Raw genomic sequence first — 23259 nt, 5'->3', positions numbered from 1 at the left:
TAAACTTAACATTTTTAAAATAAAAAGGACTAACAAACTCCGATGTGGGAGTGTTTGTTAGTCCTTTTTATTTTATTAAGTATATTTTATATTTTTTTCATTGAAATATATATAGCGTAGGTTGGTTGACTTTCATTTATAAAAACTAGCCATTTTAATGTAGTTTTACTTATCATACTAAGTGAAAGGATAGAAGAATGAATTGGGATTTTCATTAATTGTTAGATTTAAAATTTTACCGTTATTAGTTGCTAAAATAGGGGTGAAGCTCTTAATAATTTCAAAATCACCGAAGAAATTAACGTCTGTTGCTTCTTTTAATTCTTCAACAGTAAAATCTGATGAACTTTTAGACATGTCACCAGAGATACCAGCGTTATTGATAATAGCGTTTATATCTGAATGATTTTGGCCTATATATGAACGAGTAATCCTGATGGTTTCTAGATTATTTAAATCTATTTTAATAAATTCAACATTATTAATACCTTATGATTTCAATATCTCATTAATGATCAATGGTCAATTTGGTAAGGTAAGTGGTATGGATTGAATTACGATATGTCGATTAATCCAATTGACTACAATAATTTAATTCCAGCTGGGCCAATTACAATGACTGATTGATATGGTAATAAATTATCTGATCAAACTATCCACGGAAATGATGGTAATGTAGAATTCTTTACTTTAAATGATGATTACAAAGTTATGAGTCGTGTAGGACAATACATTGAAGTTAATATTGGTGGAGAACCGGTTTGGTTGAAAGCAGCATACGCAGAATAGGATAAATTAAAAGGCTAATCGGTTAGGAACTTCCTAGCTGGTTAGCCTTTTTTATTTTGTATCAGTATCCAATAGCGCATGAACGACATTATATAGTAGAAGTTTATTAATTGTATATTTGATGTTAAAAAATACAAAGTGCTACAAGAGTGCTACGATAAAAAAATAAATAGCTTACAAACGCCGTTTAATCAGTGTTTATAAGCTATTATATATTTTAATATATGCCACTGACAGGAGTCGAACCTGCACGAGAATACTCTCACATCGATCTGAACGATGCGCGTCTACCAGTTCCGCCACAGTGGCAAATACGACTATAATTATAGCATAAATTTATTTTTATTTTGGATAAAATATATTTTCTCGATCCTTACTAATGTGTATAAAAATGATTGTTAACCGGAGGGATAATAATGGGAAAAACAAATAAATTAATCCAACAATATCAAATAAAGTTAGGATCAGAACCACAAGAGGAGTGTTGGGCTGTCTATCTCAATACACAAGCACAAATTATTGGCGATTTTTGTGTCGCTAAAGGAAGCTTGGCTAATGTCCAAATTCATCCACGTGATGTATTTCGAAATGCCATTGCCTTAAATGCTTATGCTTTGATTTTAATACATAATCATCCTAGCGGAAATTTAGCGCCATCACAATCGGATCTAAAAACGGCTCGCCAAATTGCAATTTGTGGAACCTTAATGCAAATTCACGTACAAGACTTCATTATCATCAGTCAAGTAGACTATTGCAGTTTTTCATTACATTATGACGTAAGAACAATTATGGAATTATGGAATTTTGATACATCAATTTTTAATCAATAGTTAGGTGCGAATTACAATTATATTATCCTGGAATTAGTTTAATAATTATAGACTTAATTTTGATAGTAAAATCAGTCTAAAAAAGGTCGTTAACATTGGGGATAGTTTGTGCTTCATAAACGGTGTAGAATAAGTTTACAAGCTAGCATAATTATTATGATATTTAATTGGAAGACAAGTCATATTTGTGATAAAATTTAAACTATTATTGGATAAGATCAGATTATAGAGAAAAGTGGGTGATTGTTGTGTTTTCATTTGGAACTCGAAATGTAGGAATCGATTTAGGAACTGTTAATACACTTGTCTACATTGAGGGGAAGGGTATTGTACTTCGAGAACCCACCGTTGTAGCAAGAAATAAGAAAACAAATAAGGTTGTTGCTGTGGGGTCTGCTGCCAAAGATATGCTTGGACGTACTCCTGGATCAATTAATGCTATTCGTCCAATGCGCGATGGTGTAATTGCTGATTACGACACCACGGTAGAAATGCTCAAACATTATTTAGGAACTGCATTATCGGGTTATGGTTCAAAACCTTATGTTACTGTAGGAGTTCCTTCAGGTGTAACGGCAGTTGAAAAACGAGCTGTGATTGATGCTGCTCGGGTAGCTGGTGCCAGAGATGCTTATGTAATTGAGGAACCATTTGCTGCTGCTGTAGGTGCTGGATTGCCTGTATCAGAGCCAACTGGTTCAATGGTCGTTGATATGGGTGGTGGAACAACTGATGTTGCGACGATCTCACTTGGGGGGATTGTTTCATCTCGTTCGATTCGTTTAGCGGGTGATCGGTTAGATGAATCAATTGCATCATATATTCGCCAAAAGTACTCAGTTTTGATTGGGGAACAGACAGCAGAACGCTTAAAGATGGAAATCGGATCAGCTGATATTGAATCTGCAAAAGAAATGCCATCAAGTAGTGCTCGGGGACGTGATTTAGTGACTGGTTTGCCTAAAACAATCGAAATTACGGCCGTGGATGTGGCTACATCTATACGTGATGTGATCGCAGAAATTATTATTGCGATTAAAGAAACCCTAGAAGAAACTTCACCTGAAATTGCAGCCGATATTATTGATCATGGAATTGTACTGACTGGGGGGGGCGCTTTGTTAAAAAATATTGATGAAGTGATCTCAGAACAGACTAAAGTGCCGGTGTTTATTGCGAATGATCCATTGGAAGCTGTGGCGATCGGTACTGGAGAAGCGTTGAAGTCAATTGATGCAATGAAAAACAATTAATCCTGGAGGGGCCGGATTCGCTTAAGAAAGTGGAACTGAAAAAAGGGTATTGTAATGAAAAAAATATTTACGGCACGACGATTAGTAATTGGGGTTATTATTACAATTTTGACTCTAGGTGTTTTGACATTTAGTTCGTATTCATTGCGTTCTGATAAAGGACCATCAATGCCAAATCGAATGTTAAACGATGTTACTAGTTGGATTTCCAATACGGTGTCCATTCCAGTTGGTGGTGTACAACATGGTTTTAACAGTATTGATAATCTAATTAGTACCTATCAAGAAAATAAACAAATGAGTGCGAAGGTGGACGAATTAGCACAAGCTAAAGTTCAACTACAAGTTATGCGCTCAGAAAATAAAGCGTTAAAAGATCAACTTAAATTAACAGATACATTAACAGACTATTCCTTAGTGAATGCCTCGGTTATTTCACGTTCACCTGTAAATTGGCAAACTCAACTGGTGATTGATCAGGGTTCAAATGCTGGAATTAAGAAGAATATGCCAGTCATGGGGTCAGGTGGTTTGGTTGGTCGAATTTCACAGGTTTCAAATACCAGTTCAAAGGTTGAATTGTTGTCAGATAATAGTCAAACCGCAAATCGATTTGCGATTCGTATTGCAACTGACAAGGGACAAATGGTTGATGGACTAATTACTGGATTTAATCAGACTAAGAATAAAATTTTAATGGAATATGTTACTTCAGATGTTGAAATCAAACCTGGAGATAAAGTTACTACATCAGGATTAGGCGGAGTTACTCCAGCAGGATTATTTGTTGGAACAGTTAGCTCAGTTGAAGCGAATGATTATGGTTTGTCAAAGAAAATCTATATCAAACCTTCAATGAATTTCAATAATATTCCAGTTGTTTCTGTTGCTATTCAGAAGTAACTACATACTTGATCATTGAAATTAATTACAAGAGGTTTGGAATTGTTCCAAATCTCTTGTTTTTTCGAGTAAAGAAAATGAGGATTAAAAATGCTTACACAAGCAATGATAATGTTATTAGTTGGTGTTATTGCAGGCTTAATAGGTTCCATTTTAGGATTAGGTGGGGGTATTTTAATAACGCCGGCGTTAACCTTAATGGGTGTTGATATTAAATATGCAATTGCAGCATCAATTATTGCGGTTATCGCAACTTCTTCTGGTTCATCCATTGCATTTTTAAAAGATGATGTTTTAAACCTTAGAGTTGCCATGTTTTTAGAAATATTTACTACTGTTGGAGCATTAATCGGGGCTTTATTAACCGGTTATTTTAACGGAGTAGTTCTATATTTCTTATTTGGAGCTTTATTGATATTTCAAGCTTGGAATATGTGGAAGAAATTACGGGCAAAAAATTATGAAAAAATTGAGGTTAATCATGATGATTTAGCTGAAAAACTACAATTAAATGGATCATATTATGATAAAAACACTAAAAAATATGTAAGTTATTCTTTGAAGAATGTTCCAGGGGGAGCAGCCGTTATGTTTGGAGCTGGTATTGCATCTGGCTTGCTTGGAATTGGCTCAGGTGCTTTCAAAGTTATGGCGATGGATGGCGTAATGAAAATGCCACTTAAGCCTTCAACGTCAACTTCTAATCTAATGATGGGAGTTACTGCAGCGGCCTCGGCTGTGATTTATTTTTTCAGTGGGATGATTCAGCCAGTAATTGCAGTACCAATTGCTTTAGGAATTATCGTAGGGTCTTCCATTGGAGCTCGATTAATGCAACATTTACCAGCTAAGTTAATTCGCCAAATTTTTATACCATTTGTGTTATTGATGGCGTTACAGTTAATTTTGAAGGGGTTGGGGATAGGCTAATGAAAGATGAAATGAGTCGATTGGAATTAATTATCGGTAAAATATTGCGTGTTGGAATAGCAATTTCTATCGGGTTAATGCTATTTGGTTGCTTGCTCTTAGTCTTTAGGAATAATAAAGAGATTATTCCATACTATTCATATCTTGAATTAAATAAAATTTTAAGTGGAATTTTAGTGCTACAGCCCAATGCATGGCTTATGGGTGGACTGTTTGTCCTAATTCTAACACCAGTGATACGAGTTTTAACCTCTGTGTTTGCTTTTATGAAGGTTAAAGATTGGACTTACATGTGGATTACATCATTAGTTTTGCTGATATTGATTGTTGCGATGATTTTTGGAATTAGTCAAAAGTAATAATTATTTAATAATTGACATATATTATATAGCAAAGTATAATTTGCTATTATAAACGAATAAAGATTAGAGGTCGCAATTGACATCATTATTTAGCGGAGCTGGTAGGCTTAGAGACTAAAGAAAGGGGATATTGCCGAAATGGAAAATAGACATATTTTTCATTGGTCTAGGTGTTAATAGCAACTAGATTGTCGTAATGATACATTACGGAGCGCTTATCGATGATTCCTATCGAATTGACTTTAAATAAGTCTGCGAAACGTTATGTAACACTCTTACATAGTATTTCGTAGGCTTTTTATTTGTTTAAATATACTATATTGTGTTATGAAGAAAAGGATAGGAGACTTTTTATGTCAGATAATGGTGATAGTCCGCAAAAGCTTAAGCGAACCATGAAAACACGACATTTGTCGATGATTTCATTAGGAGGAACATTAGGAACAGGCTTATTTGTTACTTCTGGAGCTACAATTTCGCAAGCCGGCCCTCTAGGAGCGTTAACTGCATATGGGGTTATGGGAATTATGGTTTTCTTCCTAATGACTTCTTTGGGTGAGATGGCAACTAACAATCCAGTTTCGGGATCATTTTCGGTTTATGCCGATCAGTATGTTGAACCGGCCCTTGGATTTGCTATGGGGTGGAATTATTGGTTTAATTGGGCCATCACAGTTGCAGTTGAAGCAGCTACTGTGGGTGTGGTAATGGGCTTTTGGTTACCTAATGTTCCATCTTGGATTTGGTCAGCATTAGTATTAGTTTTAATTACATCAATCAATTTACTTTCGGCTAAAGCATATGGTGAAACAGAATTTTGGATGTCGATGGTCAAGGTGATTGCAGTTATTGCTTTCTTGATTATTGGAGCCTTAATGATATTTGGAGCTTTCACTTATCAGCCAGATGTAGCTCATAATTTGAGTGCTGGTGGTAAACATGGATTTGTAGGCGGAATTAATGGGATTTTAGCTGTCTTTATGGTTGCAGGATTCTCATTTCAAGGAACTGAATTAATTGGAATTACAGCTGGTGAATCAGAAAACCCAACTAAGTCTATTCCAAAGGCGATTCGACAAGTATTTTGGCGAATCTTGATATTTTATATTTTAGCTATCTTTATCATTGGGGCCATCATTTATTACAAAGATCCAAATTTATTACGGTCATCAGAAAGTAATATTGCGATGTCACCCTTTACCTTGGTATTTAAACGTGCTGGATTTGCTGCAGCTGCTTCGATTATGAATGCTGTGATCTTGACGGCCGTTATTTCAGCTGCTAATTCTGGCCTATATGCATCATCAAGAATGTTATGGTCAATGGGTGAAACTAAGTTAGCACCGAAAATTTTTAGTAAAGTTAATAGTAAAACAGGAATACCAGTACCAGCAGTTTTGGCAACAGTCTTTATAGGTTTATTGACATTTTTAACTGCCATTTTGGGGCCAAATATTTATTATTACTTGGTAGCTGCTTCTGGATTATCTGGTTTTATCGCTTGGATGGGAATCGCTATTTCACATTATCGTTTCCGTCGAGCCCTACACCGTCAAAACCATTCAGTTCATGAATTGAAATATCATGCTAAATGGTTCCCGATCGGTCCATTGCTAGCATTGTTCTTGAGTATTGTTGTCGTAGTCGGACAAGATTTAAGTGCCTTTCATGGAAAAATTTCCGAGTGGAACTGGGAAGGTATTATTACCACCTATATGGCAATTCCTTTATTTTTGCTTTTATATTTTGGATATAAGATTAAAAATAAATCTAAACTAAGAAAATTAGAAGAAATTGATTTAGGAGCTGTTGGTGAAGCTAAAAAATAGGCTTAATGTTTGAAATATTATTATAAATAAAATAAGGAATTATTTTCCTTAGATGGGCCTTGAATGTCAATTTGACATTCGGGCTTTTATTTTTAAATAAAATATTATTTTAAATTGATAGAAAATAAAATGGTTTAAAAGTTAAGTAAAATATTAAAGGATAATTTTATCTTTAAAATTCAGAATGTATTAAATAGAATGATATGATATTCTTAATATTATTAAATTAAATTAAGTGAGGAAAATAAGATGAGCTGGCACACAATTGAAGTGGAGACTCAAACTGAAGCAGTTGATGCAGTTAGTAATATTTTAATGGAAGCAGGGGCTGAAGGTGTTCAAATTGAAGATTCTGCTGACGTTGATCACTTTGAACCAAATGATGCAACTGTTTTTATAGATTGGGATGATGTAAAACATCGTGAAAATGGAGCATTAGTCATTGGCTTCTTTGCATTTGGACTTCATCTGCCTGAAATAACACTTGAAATTACTAACAAAGTGCAACAACTAAATGAATTTGGATTAGATGCTGCACCAGGAACTGTTACGTCAATTGTAGTGTTGGATCAGGATTGGGAAACAGAATGGCAAAAGTATTATCATCCAGTTCGTGTAACTCGGCAATTAACAATCGTTCCTAAATGGGAAGAATATACACCCCAAGATCAAATGGAGAAATTAATTGTTTTAGATCCTGGTTTGGCTTTTGGAACGGGGACACATCCAACTACTAAATTGATGCTGCAAGCTTTAGAAATGGTAGTTCGGGGAAACGAACGCGTTTTGGATGTCGGGACGGGATCTGGGGTTTTGAGTATTGCGGCTAAACAATTGGGCGTGGGAGATATTTTAGCCACTGATATTGATGAAGTGGCGGTTCGATCAGCTCAGACTAATTTAGATTTAAATCCGATCGCAAAAGATGTATCTGTTATAGCTAGTGATTTATTAAAAAGTGTTCCAAAAACGGAAAAATATAATTTGGTAGTAGCAAATATGTTAACAGAGGTTTTGCTACCGTTAATTCCAGAAGTGGAGGGATATTTGCAACCAGGTGGTGATTTCTTATTATCAGGTATCTATTTTGATAAGATTGAGGTTATAAAAACTAATTTGGTTAATGCAAATTATGCTATTGATGAGGTTATGCAGATTGGTGATTGGTACGGAGTAATTGCACATTTGAAAATTGCAGGAGAATAATATGCAACGTTATTTTTTAGATGAAATACCTGAAAATGATTTAGTTAAATTACCAGATGACATAAAACATCATTTGATGAAAGTCTTGCGTGGTAAAATTGGTACAAAGGCTGAGTTTGTTTTTAATGATCAGCAAACCATTCGGGTGGGTGAGGTGATTTCAATTGATGATATGGAAACAATTGTTAAGTTGGGACCAGTTCTAGAGCAAACTGTAGAATTGCCTGTGGAAGTAACGTTGATTCTAGGATTAACAAAGGGTGATAAACCTGATGATGTCATAAAAAAAGCGACGGAATTAGGAGCACATCATTTTATTTTAGTAGAAACGGACTGGTCGGTAGCACATTGGGGAAGCAAAGCTCCGCGTAAAATCGAACGTTTAAATAAAATTGCTCAAGGGGCAGCTGAACAGAGTCATCGTTTAAGAATACCAACGGTTCAGTATTGTGAAAAAATCGAACAGCTTGATTTACCAGATCAAATGGTTAAAGTGGTAGCTTGGGAAGAAAGTGCCAAATCCGGTGAAAAAAGTCAATTAGTTCAATCGATTGAAGATGCAGAGGTAGCCAAATCAATTGGCTTTATGATAGGACCTGAAGGTGGCCTTTCAGTGCAAGAATTAGGTAGGATAGAGGACTTAGGGTTCAAAAAAGCTAGTTTAGGTGCGCGTATTTTACGAGCAGAAACAGCACCTTTGTATGCCATGAGTGTATTGAGCTTTGCATTAGAATTAGATCATTCGCAAATTAAAATTAAATAAGGAGGGGCTATTATGCGCGAATTTAAAAAGATTGCTGACTGGAAATTTTGGATTTTAATGCCAGTTTTTGGATTGTTAATCCCATTTGCTATTAAAGAATTAACAGGTAATTTAAAAATTTTGGGAGTAATTATTAGCTTATTTATTATTAATATTATTTTTAGTGTCTTTGTGGGTATTTATCTACGTCGTCATGGATCATTTTGGTATTTATTAATTGTTTGGCCACTTATTTTTTGTCTAGGCGTTGTTTTAAATCTATTTCCAGATGCATATGGATACTATTTTGGAATTGTATATTTTATTATTGAACTTTATGCATACACGATGGGACAAGAATCTGAAGTTGATATTGATGACCAAATCCCAATTGATGGGGGAATTAAAGAAGTTAAATAGATGAAAATTAATTATAACAAGATCTGATTCTAAGAAAGAATTAGGTCTTTTTTTGATAAAACGTATAAAAATTAATTGAATATAAATATTCTTAAACGTTTTTTAACATTTGAGCTTAACCGAATTATACGCATAGGAATAGGCTTTTAAAAAAAAATTGCAAAAACTATTCCACTGAATGGTGAATGGCGGTGGTTTAGAGTGGTATTAAGTGGTGTAAAGTGGTAAATTATACATATTGAAAAGCAATTAATAAATTTAAAAATATGCTCTAATTCAAGTGTAAAGAAGGGATAGTTAAATGTTTATGGGAACATACCAACATACGTTGGATTCTAAAAATCGTTTAATTATTCCGGCTAAATTCCGAAATCAATTAGGAAGTGGTTTTGTTATTACCAAAGGGAATGAACATTCTTTACATGCATATAGTCAGGCTGGATGGGAGACCTACCAGAGTAAGTTGAATCAATTACCATCAAATAACGCAAAAGTGCGTCAATTTAAGCGAATTATTTTAGCTGGGGCAACAGAGGTTGAATTTGATAAGCAAGGCCGAATTGTTTTACCTAATAATTTAAAAGAACACGCCTTGTTACAAAAAAGCATCACCATTATTGGTTATGGAGATGATGAATTTGAAATTTGGGATACTGAACGTTTTGAGCAATACAATGCTGATGTTACGGATAACTTTGATGACATTTCAAATGAGCTAGCTGAATTAGGCTTTGATATTTAACTGAATGGATGAAGGGAAATAGTATGACGGAATTTAAACATATCACGGTCCTTTTAGACGAGGCAATTGAAAATCTGGCAGTTCAGCCAACAGGTACCTATGTTGATGCAACTTTAGGCGGAGGTGGACATTCTAAGCTTTTAGCCAGTGAGTTAACGACTGGAAAATTATGGTCATTTGATCAAGATCAAACGGCAATTGATTATAATCAAGAACATTTAAAAAATGAAATTGAAACAAATAAAGTTTCTTTAATTCAAAATAATTTTAGAAATCTAATGACAGCTTTAAATGAGGTTGGTGTACAAAGCATTGATGGAATTGTTTATGATTTGGGTGTCTCATCGCCTCAATTTGATGATGGTCAACGTGGGTTTTCGTACAATTATGATGCACCGTTAGATATGCGAATGAATCAGAAGCAAACTTTGAATGCTCGAACAGTAGTTAATGAATGGTCTTTCAATGATTTGATGCGAATTCTATCACGTTATGGTGAAGAAAAATTTGCTAAAAGAATTGCCCGTGCTATTGAACGGGCTCGTATGGAACAACCAATAGAAACCACGTTTGAATTGGTTGATATTATTAAGTCAGCAATTCCTATGGGAGCTCGGCGAACAGGTGGTCATCCTGCCAAAAAATCATTTCAAGCAATTCGAATTGCCGTAAACGATGAATTAGGGGCAGTTGAAGAATCACTCCAACAAGCATTAGATATGTTAAACGTTAATGGCCGGATTGCAGTGATTACTTTTCATAGTTTAGAAGATCGTTTGGTTAAAACGATGTTTAAAGAAAAAACACAGTTGCCAGATTTACCATCGGGACTACCAGTAATACCAGATGAGATGCAGCCCGATTTTAAATTAGTCAATCGCAAGCCAATTTATGCTAATGAACATGAATTAGAAGAAAACCGTCGAGCACATTCGGCTAAATTAAGAATAATTGAAAGAATTCGCTAAATCGGGTATGAAAGGAATGAGACTATGGCCCAAAATGCGCAACAATGGCAACCGCAACAACCAAATCCAAAGCAACGGCCAAAGAAAATGCCAGCACAACGGGTTCGATATGCTAAAACGCCTTGGCGTAATGAAATAAAACATATTATTTGTGCGATTCTCATTACGATGTGTTTTGGAGTAGCCAGCGTCTGGATTTCTAACCGAGCTACGATTCTAAATGAGGTTGCTCAAGCTAACTCTACGCAACTAGACAATGTTAGAAATAAAAATAATGATACTAAGGAACAAATTAGTAATTTAACGACACAACAACGACTCAATGAAGTCGCACAGAAGGCGGGAATGTCGTTAGAGAATAGTAATATTAAGAATGTTAAATAACAACAGAGGAAAACGGATGTTAAATAAAGGAAACATGAAGCGATCACATGGCGCAATTATTTTTATGCTGTGTATTCTGACAGGAGTGATTTTCTATATTGGCTCCCGTTTTTTTAGTGTTGCCGTAACTCACTCAGTTGATCACGTTAATTTGGAGCAACGAGCCCAAAATCTTTATGAAAATCAAGACCAAGAATCGGTTAAACGAGGACAAATTTATGATTCAATTGGAAATGTGTTAGCCGAAAATTCTTCAGTTTACACGGCTATTATTGTCTTACAAAAAGATCAGCCTAAATATTTAAAAAATAGCCAAGTTAACACTGTTTCAAAAGAGCTTGCGCAAGAATTAGGCGGCGATGCTTCATATTATAAAAAAATAATCAAAAATGGAATTAAACATCATTATTTTCAAGTTCAGTTTGGAAGTAATGGGGTTAATATTTCTCAAGAAAAATATCGTACTATTAAGAAAAAAAATATTCCTGGATTGATTTTTGAAGCCCATCCGGCACGTCTTTATCCAAATGGACAATTTGCTTCAGATTTAATTGGTGAAGCCAGTTCGTCTGGTTCAAATAAGATTAAAGGGGTTTCGGGAATAGAAGGTTCGTGGAACAAACAATTAACAGAACAGTCTGGGGTTAGTGCTAATAATATTAAAAATGGTAATCTTAGTCAAAAAACTAAAAATGTGGAAGCTAAAAATGGTTATGACATATACACAACTCTGAATACTAAACTTCAGTCGACTCTTGAAGATAAAATGAATGCATTGCAAGCCGATATGCAACCAAAACAGGCGTTTGCAGCGATAGTTGATACTAAAACGGGTGATATTGTTGCTGAGACGCAACGACCGACCTATAACGCGACGACTAAATCTGGCTTTGGTAATTTTTGGTCAAATTTGTTAGTACAGGAACCTTATGAACCAGGATCTGTCTTAAAGGGAATTACTTTAGCTTCAGCGATTGATACAAACAATTGGAATGGGGATAATACTTATTCTTCTGGGAAAATTCAAGTTGATGACAAGGTTGTTAAGGATTGGAACAACGGTGATGGTTGGGGAAGAATTTCATATACTGACGGAATTGCACTTTCATCGAATGTGGCAATGGTTTTAACTGAGCAAAAAATGGGTTCTAAAACTTGGGGTAAGTACTTGGATCGTTTCCAATTCTTAAAACCTACTGACATGGGGTTTAGCTCCGAAACATCAGGATCAATGAATTTTCGCTATCCAATTGAACAGGCGAATACTGCATTTGGTCAAGGAATTAAAGTAACGCCGGCTCAGATGATTCAAGCCTATTCAGCAATTGCTGGGAATGGTGAGGAAATTAAGCCCAATATTATTTCTAAGATTGTTGATCCTAACACACAAAAAGTTATCTATAGCGCAAAACGAACAAAAGTGGCTAAGCCAATTAAAGAGTCAACGGCTAAAGCAACTCGAAAAGAATTAGAAAATGTTATTTATAACCCTAAGGGATTAGGTGCAATGTACGCAATTCCGAATGTTAAAACGACTGGTAAGTCTGGAACGGCTCAAATTTCAACATCAGCTGGATATACTCAACCTGGTGATAATACTAACGAAATACATTCTTGGATGGGAATGGCTCCATCTGATAATCCACGCTACATGATGTATATTGTTGTTAAAGAACCACAATCTAATACCGATAATATTTCCAAGGATATGTCGAATGTATTCGTTTCAACGATGGAACAAGCTTTGCAAATGAACACTTCAGATAAAAAAGCAGTGATCAGTGATAAGCAGCAGACGAAAATTCCAGCTGTTAAAAATGAGTCAATGAAAAAAGCTAAATCTGAAATTGAAGCTAACCATTTAAAACCTGAAGTGATTGGTGATGGTAAAGTTGTTAAAAATCAGTACCCATTAGGTGGAGGGAAAACCTTGTTGAATCAACGGGTATTTATTGTATCTGGAGGAAACGTTAAAGTCCCTAATATGCAAGGTTGGTCTAAAAAAGATGTTAAAAATTGGGGACGATTAGTGGATATTAAAATCAATTCAAGTGGTGAAGGCTTCTTAGTAGAACAGTCGGTTTTGCCCGATACTAGAATTGCTGACGGAATCCATGAAATTACTGTTAAATTTAAAACCCCGTGATTAAAGAATGTTAAAATTAATAATAATAATTTTGGAGGAGTATGAATAATGATCGAAAAGTGGTTACCTGAGCTTTTAATTGCCTTTTTAGTTTCCCTAGGAGGAACTTATCTATTAAAGAATTGGTTTAATAAAATAAAGTTTCAACAATTAGTGATTCGAAATTCTGAAAAAGGTCCTGATCATCAAGCTAAGGCAGGAACACCCACAATGGGTGGAGCAGGTTTTATTTTGACGATTACAATTTTATTTGTCATTAAGCAAATTTTCTTTGGATCAATGAACCCTACTAGTTGGGCAATTTTGTTAGCAATTTTATTGTATGCCTTAGTTGGTGGTTTTGATGATAGTGTAAAAATATTTGAAAAACGGGATGAAGGTTTTCGATTTTTGCCAAAATTGTTTGCTGAGATCTTAGCAGCGTTAGTTGCTTTTTCACTTTTGTTATTGGGTAACTTTGATTTTGTCCTACACCTAGGTTTTGTTAATATTCAAAATGTGGTTATTTTTGGATTGTTTACGATTATTTGGTTGGTCGGATGGTCTAATTCAGTTAATTTTTCTGATGGATTAGATGGTTTGGCAACTGGATTAACAGTGATTGCTTATGGTGCTTACTTAATTGTGGCTTTAAAACAAGGAAATTATGACGTTGTGGCATTAAATGCCTTAGTAATTGGAGCTTTGTTAGGCTTCTTCGTTTGGAATCAAAATCCTGCTAAAATTTTCATGGGGGATACTGGATCTTTGGCCTTGGGGGCTGGTTTAGCAATGAATTCTTTAGTTTTAAATATTGAATGGTCATTGCTGATTATTGGATTAGTATTTATGCTAGAAACTTTATCTGTTATGATCCAAGTTGGAACTTATCATTTCTTCAAAAAGCGGGTCTTTTTGATGGCACCGATTCATCACGCCTTTGAAAAAGGTGGTTGGCGAATGGATCCTAAGCATCCTTGGAATGAATGGCAAGTTGACACATTATTTTGGGCAGTTGGTCTTCTAGCAGCAATTTTATATCTTGTGATTTGGTTATAAAGAATAAAAATGTAATTTTAATAGTAAGAAAAGGGGCGTTGATTGATGACTAAGCAAGTATTAATAATTGGATTTGCACGTTCAGGTGCTGCAGCAGCGAAATTATTAAACCGTGAAGGGGCAAATGTACTTGTTTCAGATCCAAATTTGGATTTGGAAGATTCGCATATTCAACAATTAAGAACTCAGGGAATAAAATTCACTCAGCAACAAGGAGTGGAATTGTTGGATAAAATTGATTTAATTATTAAAAATCCAGGAATTCCTCATACGATTCCGATTTTACAAGCAGCCCAAGAACGTGGTATTAAGACTGAAGTTGAAGTAGCAGAAGCTCAAAAATATATCAAAGGTAATTGGATAGCTATCACAGGCTCAAATGGTAAAACGACTACGACAGAGATGATTGCCGCCGTGATGCGAGCAATGCCAAATGCTAAGGGTCACACCTTGGTTGCAGGAAATATTGGGACCCCTGTGAGTGAAGTGACACCAGATTCATCAAAAGACGATGTCATTGTTACTGAATTGTCGAGTTTTCAACTGACTGATACCCCAAATATACATCCGCATTTTGCCGTTATTACCAATATATTTTCGTCTCATTTGGACTGGCATAAAACACGTGAATCATATGTATCAGCGAAAAGAAAGATTACAAGCAACCAAACAAATGATGATTATTTGATTATTAATTGGGATAATGATGAATGGCAGACGCTTGCACGGACTAGTCATGCTCAAATTATTCCATTTTCTCGGAACAATCTAACGCAAACAGGTTCGTATTTGAAAGATGGTTGGCTTTATTTTAAAGATGAACAAATTATGGCTGCTGATCAGATAGGCGTTCCAGGTGATCATAATATAGAAAACGCACTGGCCGCGATAGCGATAGGTCGTTTAAATCAAGTTCCAGCCTCGATTATTGCTAAAGTGTTACATGAGTTTAGTGGAGTTAAGCATCGTTTGCAATTTGTTAGTGAATATAAGAATCGTAAAATTTATAATGATTCCAAGGCTACTGATATTGAAGCCACACAAAAAGCCCTCTCTGGATTTACTCAACCGGTTATATTATTAGCTGGTGGATTAGATCGAGGAGACGATCTATCACGGCTATTGCCAGATATAAAAGAGCACGTTAAAGCAATGGTGACATTTGGTCAAACAGGTTCGAAACTAACAAAGTTGGCGTCTGAATTAGACATTCCGGTGGTTGAAACTGAGAGCGTCAAAGATGCTTTTGTACCTGCTTTTGAGTTTAGTGATGAAGACGATATTATTTTATTTTCACCAGCAGCAGCTTCGTGGGATCAATTTGACAACTTTGAAATTCGCGGTGATATTTTCGTAGAATCGATGCAGGAATTCATTGCGCAAAAGGAGCAAAATTAATGAAAGTTGTATTTTCAGGCGGTGGAACAGGCGGACATATTTATCCAGCATTGGCGACCATTGATGAATGGTCGAAACAGGATTCATCCGTCGAATTTCTTTATATTGGTGGTGAACGGGGGTTGGAAAAAGAAATTGTTCCAGCAGCAGGTATCTCTTTTGAATCAGTTAAAATTCAAGGATTTGTGCGTAGTCTTTCATTGGATAATTTCAAAACCGTTTACTTGTTTTTAAAAGCTGTAACCAAAGCAAAAAAATTGCTAAAAGCCTTTCAACCGGATGTTGTTGTGGGGACAGGTGGATATGTAGCCGGACCAGTCCTTTACGCAGCTCAGTTATTAAAAATTCCGACAGTGATTCATGAACAAAATTCAGTTATTGGAGTTACAAATAAATTTTTAAAACGCAAGGTGAGCAAAGTTGGAATCGCATTTCCAGCGGCAGAACAATTCTTTGATACAGCTACATTAGTTGGTAATCCACGAGCGCAGCAGGTGGTGACTGGTAGTTTGAATTCTAAATTTAATTTTGATGAACTTAATTTATCAAATGATTTACCAACTGTTTTAGTTTTCGGTGGTTCACAAGGAGCACCAAAAATAAATCAAGCTATGGTCGAAGCATTACCAGCATTTAATGAGCAAGATTACCAAATTATTTTTGCTACGGGTAAGAATAGATTTCAACAAGTTCAAGATCAAATCATGTCTGAAAAACTAACAGTAAAGCATAATATTAAAATTGTTCCGTATATTGCAAACATGCAAGATCTTATGCCTCGTGTTGATTTGGTTATCGGGCGATCAGGAGCAACAAGCTTGGCGGAACAAACAGCATTAGGTAAACCAATGATTCTAATTCCTAGTCCGTATGTTACAAATGATCATCAAACGAAAAATGCGCAAAGTATGGTTGATGCTGGTGCAGCGTTGATGATTCGTGAAAATGAATTGACAGGCGGGACGTTAGTTAATAAAGTTAATCAATTAATGTTAAATAAGGATCAACGAAAAATAATGGCTCAGCATGCTAAAGAATTGGGTGTAACAGATTCTGCTGATCAATTTATTACTCTAATTAAGTCAGCTATCTAAATATCAAAAAGGAGGGGAGGAGCACTTATGAATGAAAAAAATAAAAATGATGAATCGAAGCATCAAGAAGATAAATTACAAGATCAAAAAATGTGGAATAGGATCAATAAGTTTTTTTCGAGAAGTATAGGACAATCAGCTAAACGTGCTCCGAAACCTAAGGCTATTTCAAAATCACAATCATTTCGAATATTAAATCGATTTAATGCGATGGAACGAAATAGCATACATATGATCGTGATACTATCAATTATTTCGTTGCTTTTAATCTTGTTATTATCACCTTTGATGCGTTTTCAAAAGGTGGAAATCACGGGTAATCATGACTTAACTAAGGCAGAAGTTTTAGCAGCAAGTGGTATTAATAAAAAAATACCAGCCTGGCAACTTCTCAGTGAACAGCATTATTTTATACAGCGTGCAGAAAAAAATTCACAAATTAAAAAAGTTAAAATTAGTTATTTGAACATGCAAGTTGCTCAAATTAAAATTGAAGAGAATTCCAAGGTGGGGTTAGTCACCAAAAAAGATAAGAATTATTATATTTTAGCTGATGGTAAATTTATCCCTGCTCAATCCGTAGGCGAAAAACCACAACGGCTCCCTAATTATGAGAAATTTCCAAATGACAAAACAATAAAAAGAGTTGCGATGCAATTTAATGGTATCTCTAAGGCATTGCAAAATAGTGTTTCAGAAGTAATCTGGAGCCCAGATCATGAAGATGATGAGAAAGTTATTTTGATCATGGATGATGGTAATAAGGTTTTAATTAAAGCGTCTGATATTAAAAATAAATTAAAATACTATCCAGGTATGGTTGCCCAGATCGATAAAAATGGAACATTTAATTTCCAAGTGGGAACTTATTTTCAGCAATATTAAATGAAAACGCATCATTTGTTTTGAAAAAACATGAATGATGCGTATAATTAATAGGATTTATCCAGTTATGTATGGTATTATTTTAAGTATAAAACTGAAAATAATATAATAAAAAAATAGACGGTAGAGGAGGATCGGCAATGGCTAATCACGGCGTTATTGTTGGTCTTGATGTAGGAACTAGTACAGTTAAGGTTTTAGTTTCTGATGTTAGAGATCAACAAGTGAATGTGATTGCGGTCGGGAGGTCAATTTCCCACGGCGTAAAACGAGGAGTTGTTGTTGATATAGACGCTACGGCGCAGGATATCAAAGCAGCTTTATCGCAAGTTAAAAAACAGACAAATCAAGAATTTACTGAAGTTATTGCAAGTATCCCCGCCAATTCAATTCAAATGAGGTTGGTGCGTGGAACAGTAACAACACAAGATTCACAACATATTTCTTACCAAGATGTAGTAGCTGCAACAAAAGCTGCCGTTAATATCCCATTGGAACATGATCAAACTGTATTAGATTTAACGGCTCAAGAATTCACTGTTGATGATTTAGGTGGGGTTCTTGATCCAAATGATATGGTTGGAACGCATTTAACATTGAGTGCCACGGCCTATATTGGTCCACGTCTATTGGTTTCTAACTTACGCTCGGCAATTCAAAAGGCTGGTCTAAATCTTCGAGATTTGGTTTTGGCCCCCTTGGCTGCAAGCCAGACCATTGCAACAGATGCCGAACAAGAATTTGGCACAATTTTGCTGGATCTGGGTGCAGGTCAAACGACTGCCACAATCGTGCAAAATCATCAAATTAAATTCATTTCAACCTATGGGGCTGGTGGATTTAATATTACTAATGATATCAGTCAGGTCTTGAATATCAGTAATCAAGATGCGGAACAACTTAAACTAGATGCTGGAGTGTCGGCACCACAATATGCTAATGAGGCACATTTACTAACTGTTGAACCAGTTGGTAAAAAGCCGATTCGAATTTCTGAATTAGAATTAAGTGAAATTATCGGTGCTCGGATGCAACAAATTGTAACTAAGTTAGGTGAACGTTTAGATACTATTTCGGCCTTTCAATTACCTGGTGGTATGATCGTGTCAGGAGGGAGTTCTTCCTTGCGATACACCCAAGATATTTTACAAGCAGCATATGGGATTAATGCAAAATTATTTATGCCTCATGAAATTGGTTTGCAGAATCCGGCATACGTTGGGGCTTGGGCTTTAGTGAATTATGCAGCACAACAAAATAAAGTTGCTTTAATTGTAAAACAGGCGATGCTAGGGTTACCATTTACAGTTGAGCCTACAAATGATGAATCTAAGAAATATGAAAAAAATGTTGTTCGAGTTCCAAATGAACAGATTATAGAAGAAGAACAACTGATTCAACCAAGTATTCCAAATAACTCAATAAACAATGATAGTAAACCTGGTATTATGGATAGAATAAAAAATTGGTTTAGTGAGTTGTTTAATTAAAGAATTAATTTATGAAAGAGGATTATCCGAATGGAAATGCAAATCGAAAATCAACCGGTAGGAGCAGCAATTAAAGTAATTGGTGTTGGTGGTGGTGGTGGAAACGCAATCGCTCAGATGGTCGCCAGTGGTGTTAGTGGTGTGCAATTTATTGTTGCCAATACCGACGCTCAAGCCCTCGCTAGTTCACCAGCGGAAATTAAAATCCAAATTGGATCAAAAGAGACTAAAGGATTAGGTGCTGGTGCTCGACCAGAAGTTGGAGCCGATGCGGCATCTGAATCTGAAGCTGAAATTGCAGAAGCTTTAAACGGTGCTGATATGGTCTTCGTTACTGCTGGAATGGGAGGTGGTACAGGAACTGGGGCTGCCCCTATTATTGCCCGTATTGCTAAAGAAGCAGGTGCTTTGACTGTTGGGGTTGTAACCCGACCATTTAGTTTTGAAGGCCCTAAGCGTGGAACAGCAGCAGCAGAAGGACTTGCCAATCTAAAGAAAAATGTTGATTCATTAATCGTTGTTTCAAATAACAACCTTCTTCAAGTTTTGGATCGAAATACTACAATGGTTGACGCCTTTAAAATGGCCGATTCTGTCCTCGTAAATGGAGTTAGTGGAATTTCACAATTGATCACGAATCCAGGACTAATCAACGTCGACTTTGCTGACGTTAAAACGGTAATGGAGAATAAGGGAACTGCTGTCATGGGAATTGCTTCAGCTAGTGGAGAAAGTGCAGCAACCGATGCCACTAAGGCTGCCATTAAGTCACCCTTATTAGAGTCTAAGATCGATGGAGCAACAGACGTCTTGCTCTCTGTTAAGGGAAGCTACAGTATGCCATTGTTTGCGGCTCAGCAAGCAGCTGATGCAATTAAAGAGGCTGCTGGGGATGATGTCAATGTTATCTTTGGTACCACTTTGGATGAAGCTTTGGGTGAAGAAATTGTTGTGACGGTTGTTGCAACTGGAATCGATCGAGAAGCACAAACTAAGCCAGAATTAAATTTAAATCAAGCAAATACTAATAATACTGCAGCAGCGACAGATGGTAATTCTTCTATCAATAATAATGTCAAAACTAATGATCCTTTTGATGGATGGAATGCTTACGATACGAATCAAAATATGAATTCAAATCCAGCGGATGCAACAAAAATGACTGACCCTAATGCTGGGACTCAATCATTTGATACTTTTTCATCAAATGACACAGTAGATGACGAAGAAGTAGAACGTCCACCATTCTTTAACTGGAAAAACCGGGGTAACAACTAACGGAGAATAGGATATGAGCTTTATGCAAAAAGTTTCTAATTTTTTTAATTCTAATGAAGAAGACTATGAATATAATTCATCATCACAAGAGTATTATGATGAATCAAATAATAATGAAGAAGAGCCATCCACTAATACTGGAAATGCTAATACAGCTAATAATGCGGATTCACGACCAAAGCCTAAAGTGCAACGGCCAAATGTGTTAGCTATGGATGCACAATTAGGAGACACAGCTAAAATAGTGGTTTTTGAGCCACGAATTTATTCTGATGTTAAAGAAATTGTAAATGAGATTTTAAATGGTAATGCAGCATTGATCAATTTTAGTTCAATTGATAATTCTCAATCAATGAGGATAGTAGATTATTTAGCTGGAGCTGCACAATCTGTTGAAGGTAGTGTCCAAAGAATTGGAGAATCTATTTTCCTAGCGACACCACATAATTTTGAAATTTCAGGAACGATTTCACAAAATCTAGGAAACTCTTTTGAAAATTAAATAGGGGTATTTATGAATTTAATCTTTGCTTTATTACACTTTGCAATTTCTGGATTAGAATTATTAATTGTAATTACTGCTTTGATGTCATGGTTTCCAGGTGCCTTACAAAGTAAATTTGGTCAATGGGCTACATGGATGAGTGATTTAATTGTTGAACCAGTTCGAAAACTTTTACCTAGAACTGGTATGTTAGATTTTTCACCACTGATTGCAATTTTAATTTTAGAAGCAGCTGAATTCGGATTAAGAATGCTTAGCCAAATGTTTTATTAATTAAAAATGAAATGAGATGAGAAAATGGTTGATAAAATTAAACAACATTTTCGACCTTATGAATCAGAATTTATTGATTTTGCTGAAGGACTTTTACGACAAGCGCATGATGAATATCGACCTATCCTGACCGATTTTTTGAACCCTCGTCAACGTTATATTTTGGAAACGTTGATTAATGGTGATGATGAAATTAAAGTTAATTTTTGGGGCGGTTATGAAGACGCTGAAAGCCAACGTGGTTTATTAGTTCCTAGTTATTATGATTGGAATATTAATGATTTTGATTTGAAAGTTATACAAATTAATTATCCAATCAAATTTGCTGAATTACATCACAGTGATATTTTAGGGGCATTAATTAATTCTGGTTTACAGCGAAATAGAATTGGCGATATTATTACCGACGAACAGAAAAATTGGCAAATTATTGTCACTAATCCAATTGCACAATTTGTTCAACAATCACCTGATTTAGAGCGGATTGGACGGGTTAAAGTTCGATATTTAGAAGTAGATATCAGGGACGTATTACACCCCTTACAGGATTACTTACTAGAAGAAACGTTGGCAGCTTCGTTAAGGTTGGATATTATTGTCGCAAATGGGTATAATATATCTAGGTCCAAAGCAAAAGAGTTGATTGAACATGGTTCAGTTAAAATCAATTGGACCGTAATGGATCGCCCGGATGAGGTCGTAGCAATTAACGATTTGATTTCGGTCCGGCGCTATGGCCGATTAAAAATAACTGAAATAAATGGACAAACAAAAAAAGATAAATGGCGAATTAGCTTAAATGTTATCAAAAAATAGGAAGAGGTTAGAGATATGGCATTAACACCACAAGAAATTCATTCAAAAGATTTTACTAGTCGCGGTCGCGGATTCGATAAAGTTGAGGTTAATGACTTTTTGGATCAAATTGTAATTGATTTTGAAAATTTGATTAATGAGAATCAAACTTTGAAGACTAAGGTGGCTGATGCAGAAGCCAACGCCCAACAAGTAGAGGAAATGAAACAATCAGTTAATTCCTCAATCTTGATTGCGCAAGAAGCTGCCGAACGTTTGAAGAAGCAAACTGAGTCAGAGGTGGAAGCAACTCGTTCACAAGCCGAATCTCAAGCTCAAAAGACTGTTTTGGATGCTACTTCAAAGGCCAATGAAATTATTACTAAGGCCAATGGAGATGCAGATAAAATTAAGAATGATTCACAAGTTGAAATTGATCGTTTGAAAGCCGAGAAAGATGCTTTAACTCAAGAAATGTTATCATTTAAAAGTAAGTTGACAGGAATTCTTAAAAATCAAATTGATTTAGTGAATAATGATAATGGTTGGTCTGAAATTGAAGGCTTAACAGTTGGTTCAGCAGCGAATGAAAAATTAGTAGCCGCATCTTCAGCAGCTACTATGCCAACATCTTCAGCTGCGGTTAATCCAATGTCTTCAGCAGCTACTATGCCAATATCTTCAACAGCTGATTTAGATTTTGAGTCTGCTGTACAAGCAAAGTTAGCAGAATTTTCTGATGAAGCTAAAGCAACGTCTAAATCTGATGACGTTGATACTGTAGTTGTTCTACCTGAAAAAGATCAAAATCGGGATCAATTCTTGAATAAAGATTAATTTTAGTTTATTATAAATAGAGTTTTTTAACCAAACGGTATTAAGAGTACTTTTAAGCGATTTCGGGATGGTGTGAGCCGAAAAAGTTAAACTTAATACTTATCACTAAAAGACCAAATTAAAGATGATAATATTTTGAGGCCTTTTGGCGAACTCGGG

The 23259-nt window shown here is 35.5% G+C and carries 24 protein-coding genes, 1 tRNA gene and 1 riboswitch; of the genes, 23 read left to right on the top strand and 2 right to left on the bottom strand.

What is annotated here, in order from left to right:
* Window positions 1-177: 177 nt before the first annotated feature.
* Entirely contained in the window at window positions 178-468 is a 291-nt protein-coding gene (locus JC2156_RS08770) for an SDR family oxidoreductase (RefSeq protein WP_081482762.1), read from the bottom strand.
* 546 nt (window positions 469-1014) lie between these two features.
* Window positions 1015-1098, bottom strand: a tRNA-Leu gene (locus JC2156_RS05580).
* 107 nt (window positions 1099-1205) lie between these two features.
* Here JC2156_RS05580 and JC2156_RS05575 point away from each other — a divergent pair.
* The 23 genes from JC2156_RS05575 to JC2156_RS05465 all read left to right on the top strand — a co-directional run bounded on the left by JC2156_RS05575 (window position 1206) and on the right by JC2156_RS05465 (window position 23100).
* Window positions 1206-1622 (top strand): JAB domain-containing protein, encoded by a 417-nt coding sequence (locus JC2156_RS05575; RefSeq protein ID WP_006845649.1) that lies wholly within the window; start codon window positions 1206-1208, stop codon window positions 1620-1622.
* Window positions 1623-1870: 248 nt separating this feature from the next.
* Entirely contained in the window at window positions 1871-2875 is a 1005-nt protein-coding gene (locus JC2156_RS05570; protein ID WP_013989195.1) for a rod shape-determining protein, read from the top strand.
* A gap of 54 nt (window positions 2876-2929) precedes the next feature.
* The gene (gene mreC, locus JC2156_RS05565) at window positions 2930-3778 is read left to right on the top strand and encodes a rod shape-determining protein MreC (RefSeq protein ID WP_006845647.1); all 849 of its coding nucleotides are present in this window, start codon (window positions 2930-2932) and stop codon (window positions 3776-3778) included.
* A gap of 90 nt (window positions 3779-3868) precedes the next feature.
* Entirely contained in the window at window positions 3869-4708 is an 840-nt protein-coding gene (locus JC2156_RS05560; protein WP_006845646.1) for a sulfite exporter TauE/SafE family protein, read from the top strand.
* A complete protein-coding gene (locus JC2156_RS05555; protein WP_006845645.1) occupies window positions 4708-5067 on the top strand; it encodes a DUF1634 domain-containing protein in 360 nt (119 codons plus the stop codon). Before JC2156_RS05560 ends, JC2156_RS05555 begins: the two co-directional genes overlap by 1 nt.
* 59 nt (window positions 5068-5126) lie before the next feature.
* Window positions 5127-5295: riboswitch (Lysine riboswitch) on the top strand.
* A 128-nt stretch (window positions 5296-5423) separates the two neighbouring features.
* Entirely contained in the window at window positions 5424-6899 is a 1476-nt protein-coding gene (locus JC2156_RS05550; RefSeq protein ID WP_006845644.1) for an amino acid permease, read from the top strand.
* Between the two features lie 249 nt (window positions 6900-7148).
* A complete protein-coding gene (gene prmA / locus JC2156_RS05545; RefSeq protein ID WP_006845643.1) occupies window positions 7149-8105 on the top strand; it encodes a 50S ribosomal protein L11 methyltransferase in 957 nt (318 codons plus the stop codon).
* A 1-nt stretch (window position 8106) separates the two neighbouring features.
* Entirely contained in the window at window positions 8107-8868 is a 762-nt protein-coding gene (locus JC2156_RS05540; protein WP_006845642.1) for an RsmE family RNA methyltransferase, read from the top strand.
* 12 nt (window positions 8869-8880) lie between these two features.
* The gene (locus tag JC2156_RS05535) at window positions 8881-9267 is read left to right on the top strand and encodes a hypothetical protein (protein ID WP_006845641.1); all 387 of its coding nucleotides are present in this window, start codon (window positions 8881-8883) and stop codon (window positions 9265-9267) included.
* 301 nt (window positions 9268-9568) lie between these two features.
* Window positions 9569-10009: a division/cell wall cluster transcriptional repressor MraZ gene (gene mraZ, locus JC2156_RS05530; protein WP_006845640.1), complete on the top strand. Its 441-nt coding sequence runs from the start codon at window positions 9569-9571 to the stop codon at window positions 10007-10009.
* 23 nt (window positions 10010-10032) lie between these two features.
* On the top strand, window positions 10033-10977 hold the full coding sequence (gene rsmH, locus JC2156_RS05525; protein ID WP_006845639.1) for a 16S rRNA (cytosine(1402)-N(4))-methyltransferase RsmH: 945 nt from the start codon (window positions 10033-10035) through the stop codon (window positions 10975-10977).
* Window positions 10978-11001: 24 nt separating this feature from the next.
* The gene (locus JC2156_RS05520; protein ID WP_006845638.1) at window positions 11002-11361 is read left to right on the top strand and encodes a hypothetical protein; all 360 of its coding nucleotides are present in this window, start codon (window positions 11002-11004) and stop codon (window positions 11359-11361) included.
* Window positions 11362-11377: 16 nt separating this feature from the next.
* On the top strand, window positions 11378-13507 hold the full coding sequence (locus tag JC2156_RS05515) for a penicillin-binding protein (RefSeq protein ID WP_006845637.1): 2130 nt from the start codon (window positions 11378-11380) through the stop codon (window positions 13505-13507).
* 48 nt (window positions 13508-13555) lie between these two features.
* Window positions 13556-14545, top strand: a complete 990-nt coding sequence (mraY, locus tag JC2156_RS05510; RefSeq protein WP_006845636.1) for a phospho-N-acetylmuramoyl-pentapeptide-transferase — start codon at window positions 13556-13558, stop codon at window positions 14543-14545.
* A 45-nt stretch (window positions 14546-14590) separates the two neighbouring features.
* Window positions 14591-15943 (top strand): UDP-N-acetylmuramoyl-L-alanine--D-glutamate ligase, encoded by a 1353-nt coding sequence (gene murD / locus JC2156_RS05505; protein WP_006845635.1) that lies wholly within the window; start codon window positions 14591-14593, stop codon window positions 15941-15943.
* A complete protein-coding gene (murG, locus tag JC2156_RS05500) occupies window positions 15943-17037 on the top strand; it encodes an undecaprenyldiphospho-muramoylpentapeptide beta-N-acetylglucosaminyltransferase (protein ID WP_006845634.1) in 1095 nt (364 codons plus the stop codon). Before murD ends, murG begins: the two co-directional genes overlap by 1 nt.
* Window positions 17038-17064: 27 nt before the next feature.
* A complete protein-coding gene (locus JC2156_RS05495; RefSeq protein WP_006845633.1) occupies window positions 17065-17922 on the top strand; it encodes a cell division protein FtsQ/DivIB in 858 nt (285 codons plus the stop codon).
* Window positions 17923-18062: 140 nt separating this feature from the next.
* The gene (ftsA, locus tag JC2156_RS05490; RefSeq protein ID WP_006845632.1) at window positions 18063-19412 is read left to right on the top strand and encodes a cell division protein FtsA; all 1350 of its coding nucleotides are present in this window, start codon (window positions 18063-18065) and stop codon (window positions 19410-19412) included.
* Between the two features lie 30 nt (window positions 19413-19442).
* Window positions 19443-20690, top strand: coding sequence for a cell division protein FtsZ (gene ftsZ, locus JC2156_RS05485; RefSeq protein WP_006845631.1), 1248 nt, complete (start codon window positions 19443-19445; stop codon window positions 20688-20690).
* 13 nt (window positions 20691-20703) lie between these two features.
* On the top strand, window positions 20704-21192 hold the full coding sequence (locus JC2156_RS05480; RefSeq protein ID WP_006845630.1) for a cell division protein SepF: 489 nt from the start codon (window positions 20704-20706) through the stop codon (window positions 21190-21192).
* 12 nt (window positions 21193-21204) lie between these two features.
* Window positions 21205-21468: a YggT family protein gene (locus JC2156_RS05475; protein ID WP_006845629.1), complete on the top strand. Its 264-nt coding sequence runs from the start codon at window positions 21205-21207 to the stop codon at window positions 21466-21468.
* 24 nt (window positions 21469-21492) lie between these two features.
* Window positions 21493-22284: a YlmH family RNA-binding protein gene (locus JC2156_RS05470; protein ID WP_006845628.1), complete on the top strand. Its 792-nt coding sequence runs from the start codon at window positions 21493-21495 to the stop codon at window positions 22282-22284.
* Between the two features lie 15 nt (window positions 22285-22299).
* Window positions 22300-23100, top strand: a complete 801-nt coding sequence (locus JC2156_RS05465; protein ID WP_006845627.1) for a DivIVA domain-containing protein — start codon at window positions 22300-22302, stop codon at window positions 23098-23100.
* Window positions 23101-23259 lie beyond the last annotated feature (159 nt).

This window comes from Weissella koreensis KCTC 3621, assembly GCF_000277645.1.
This window is presented reverse-complemented; position numbering and strand designations above follow the sequence as displayed.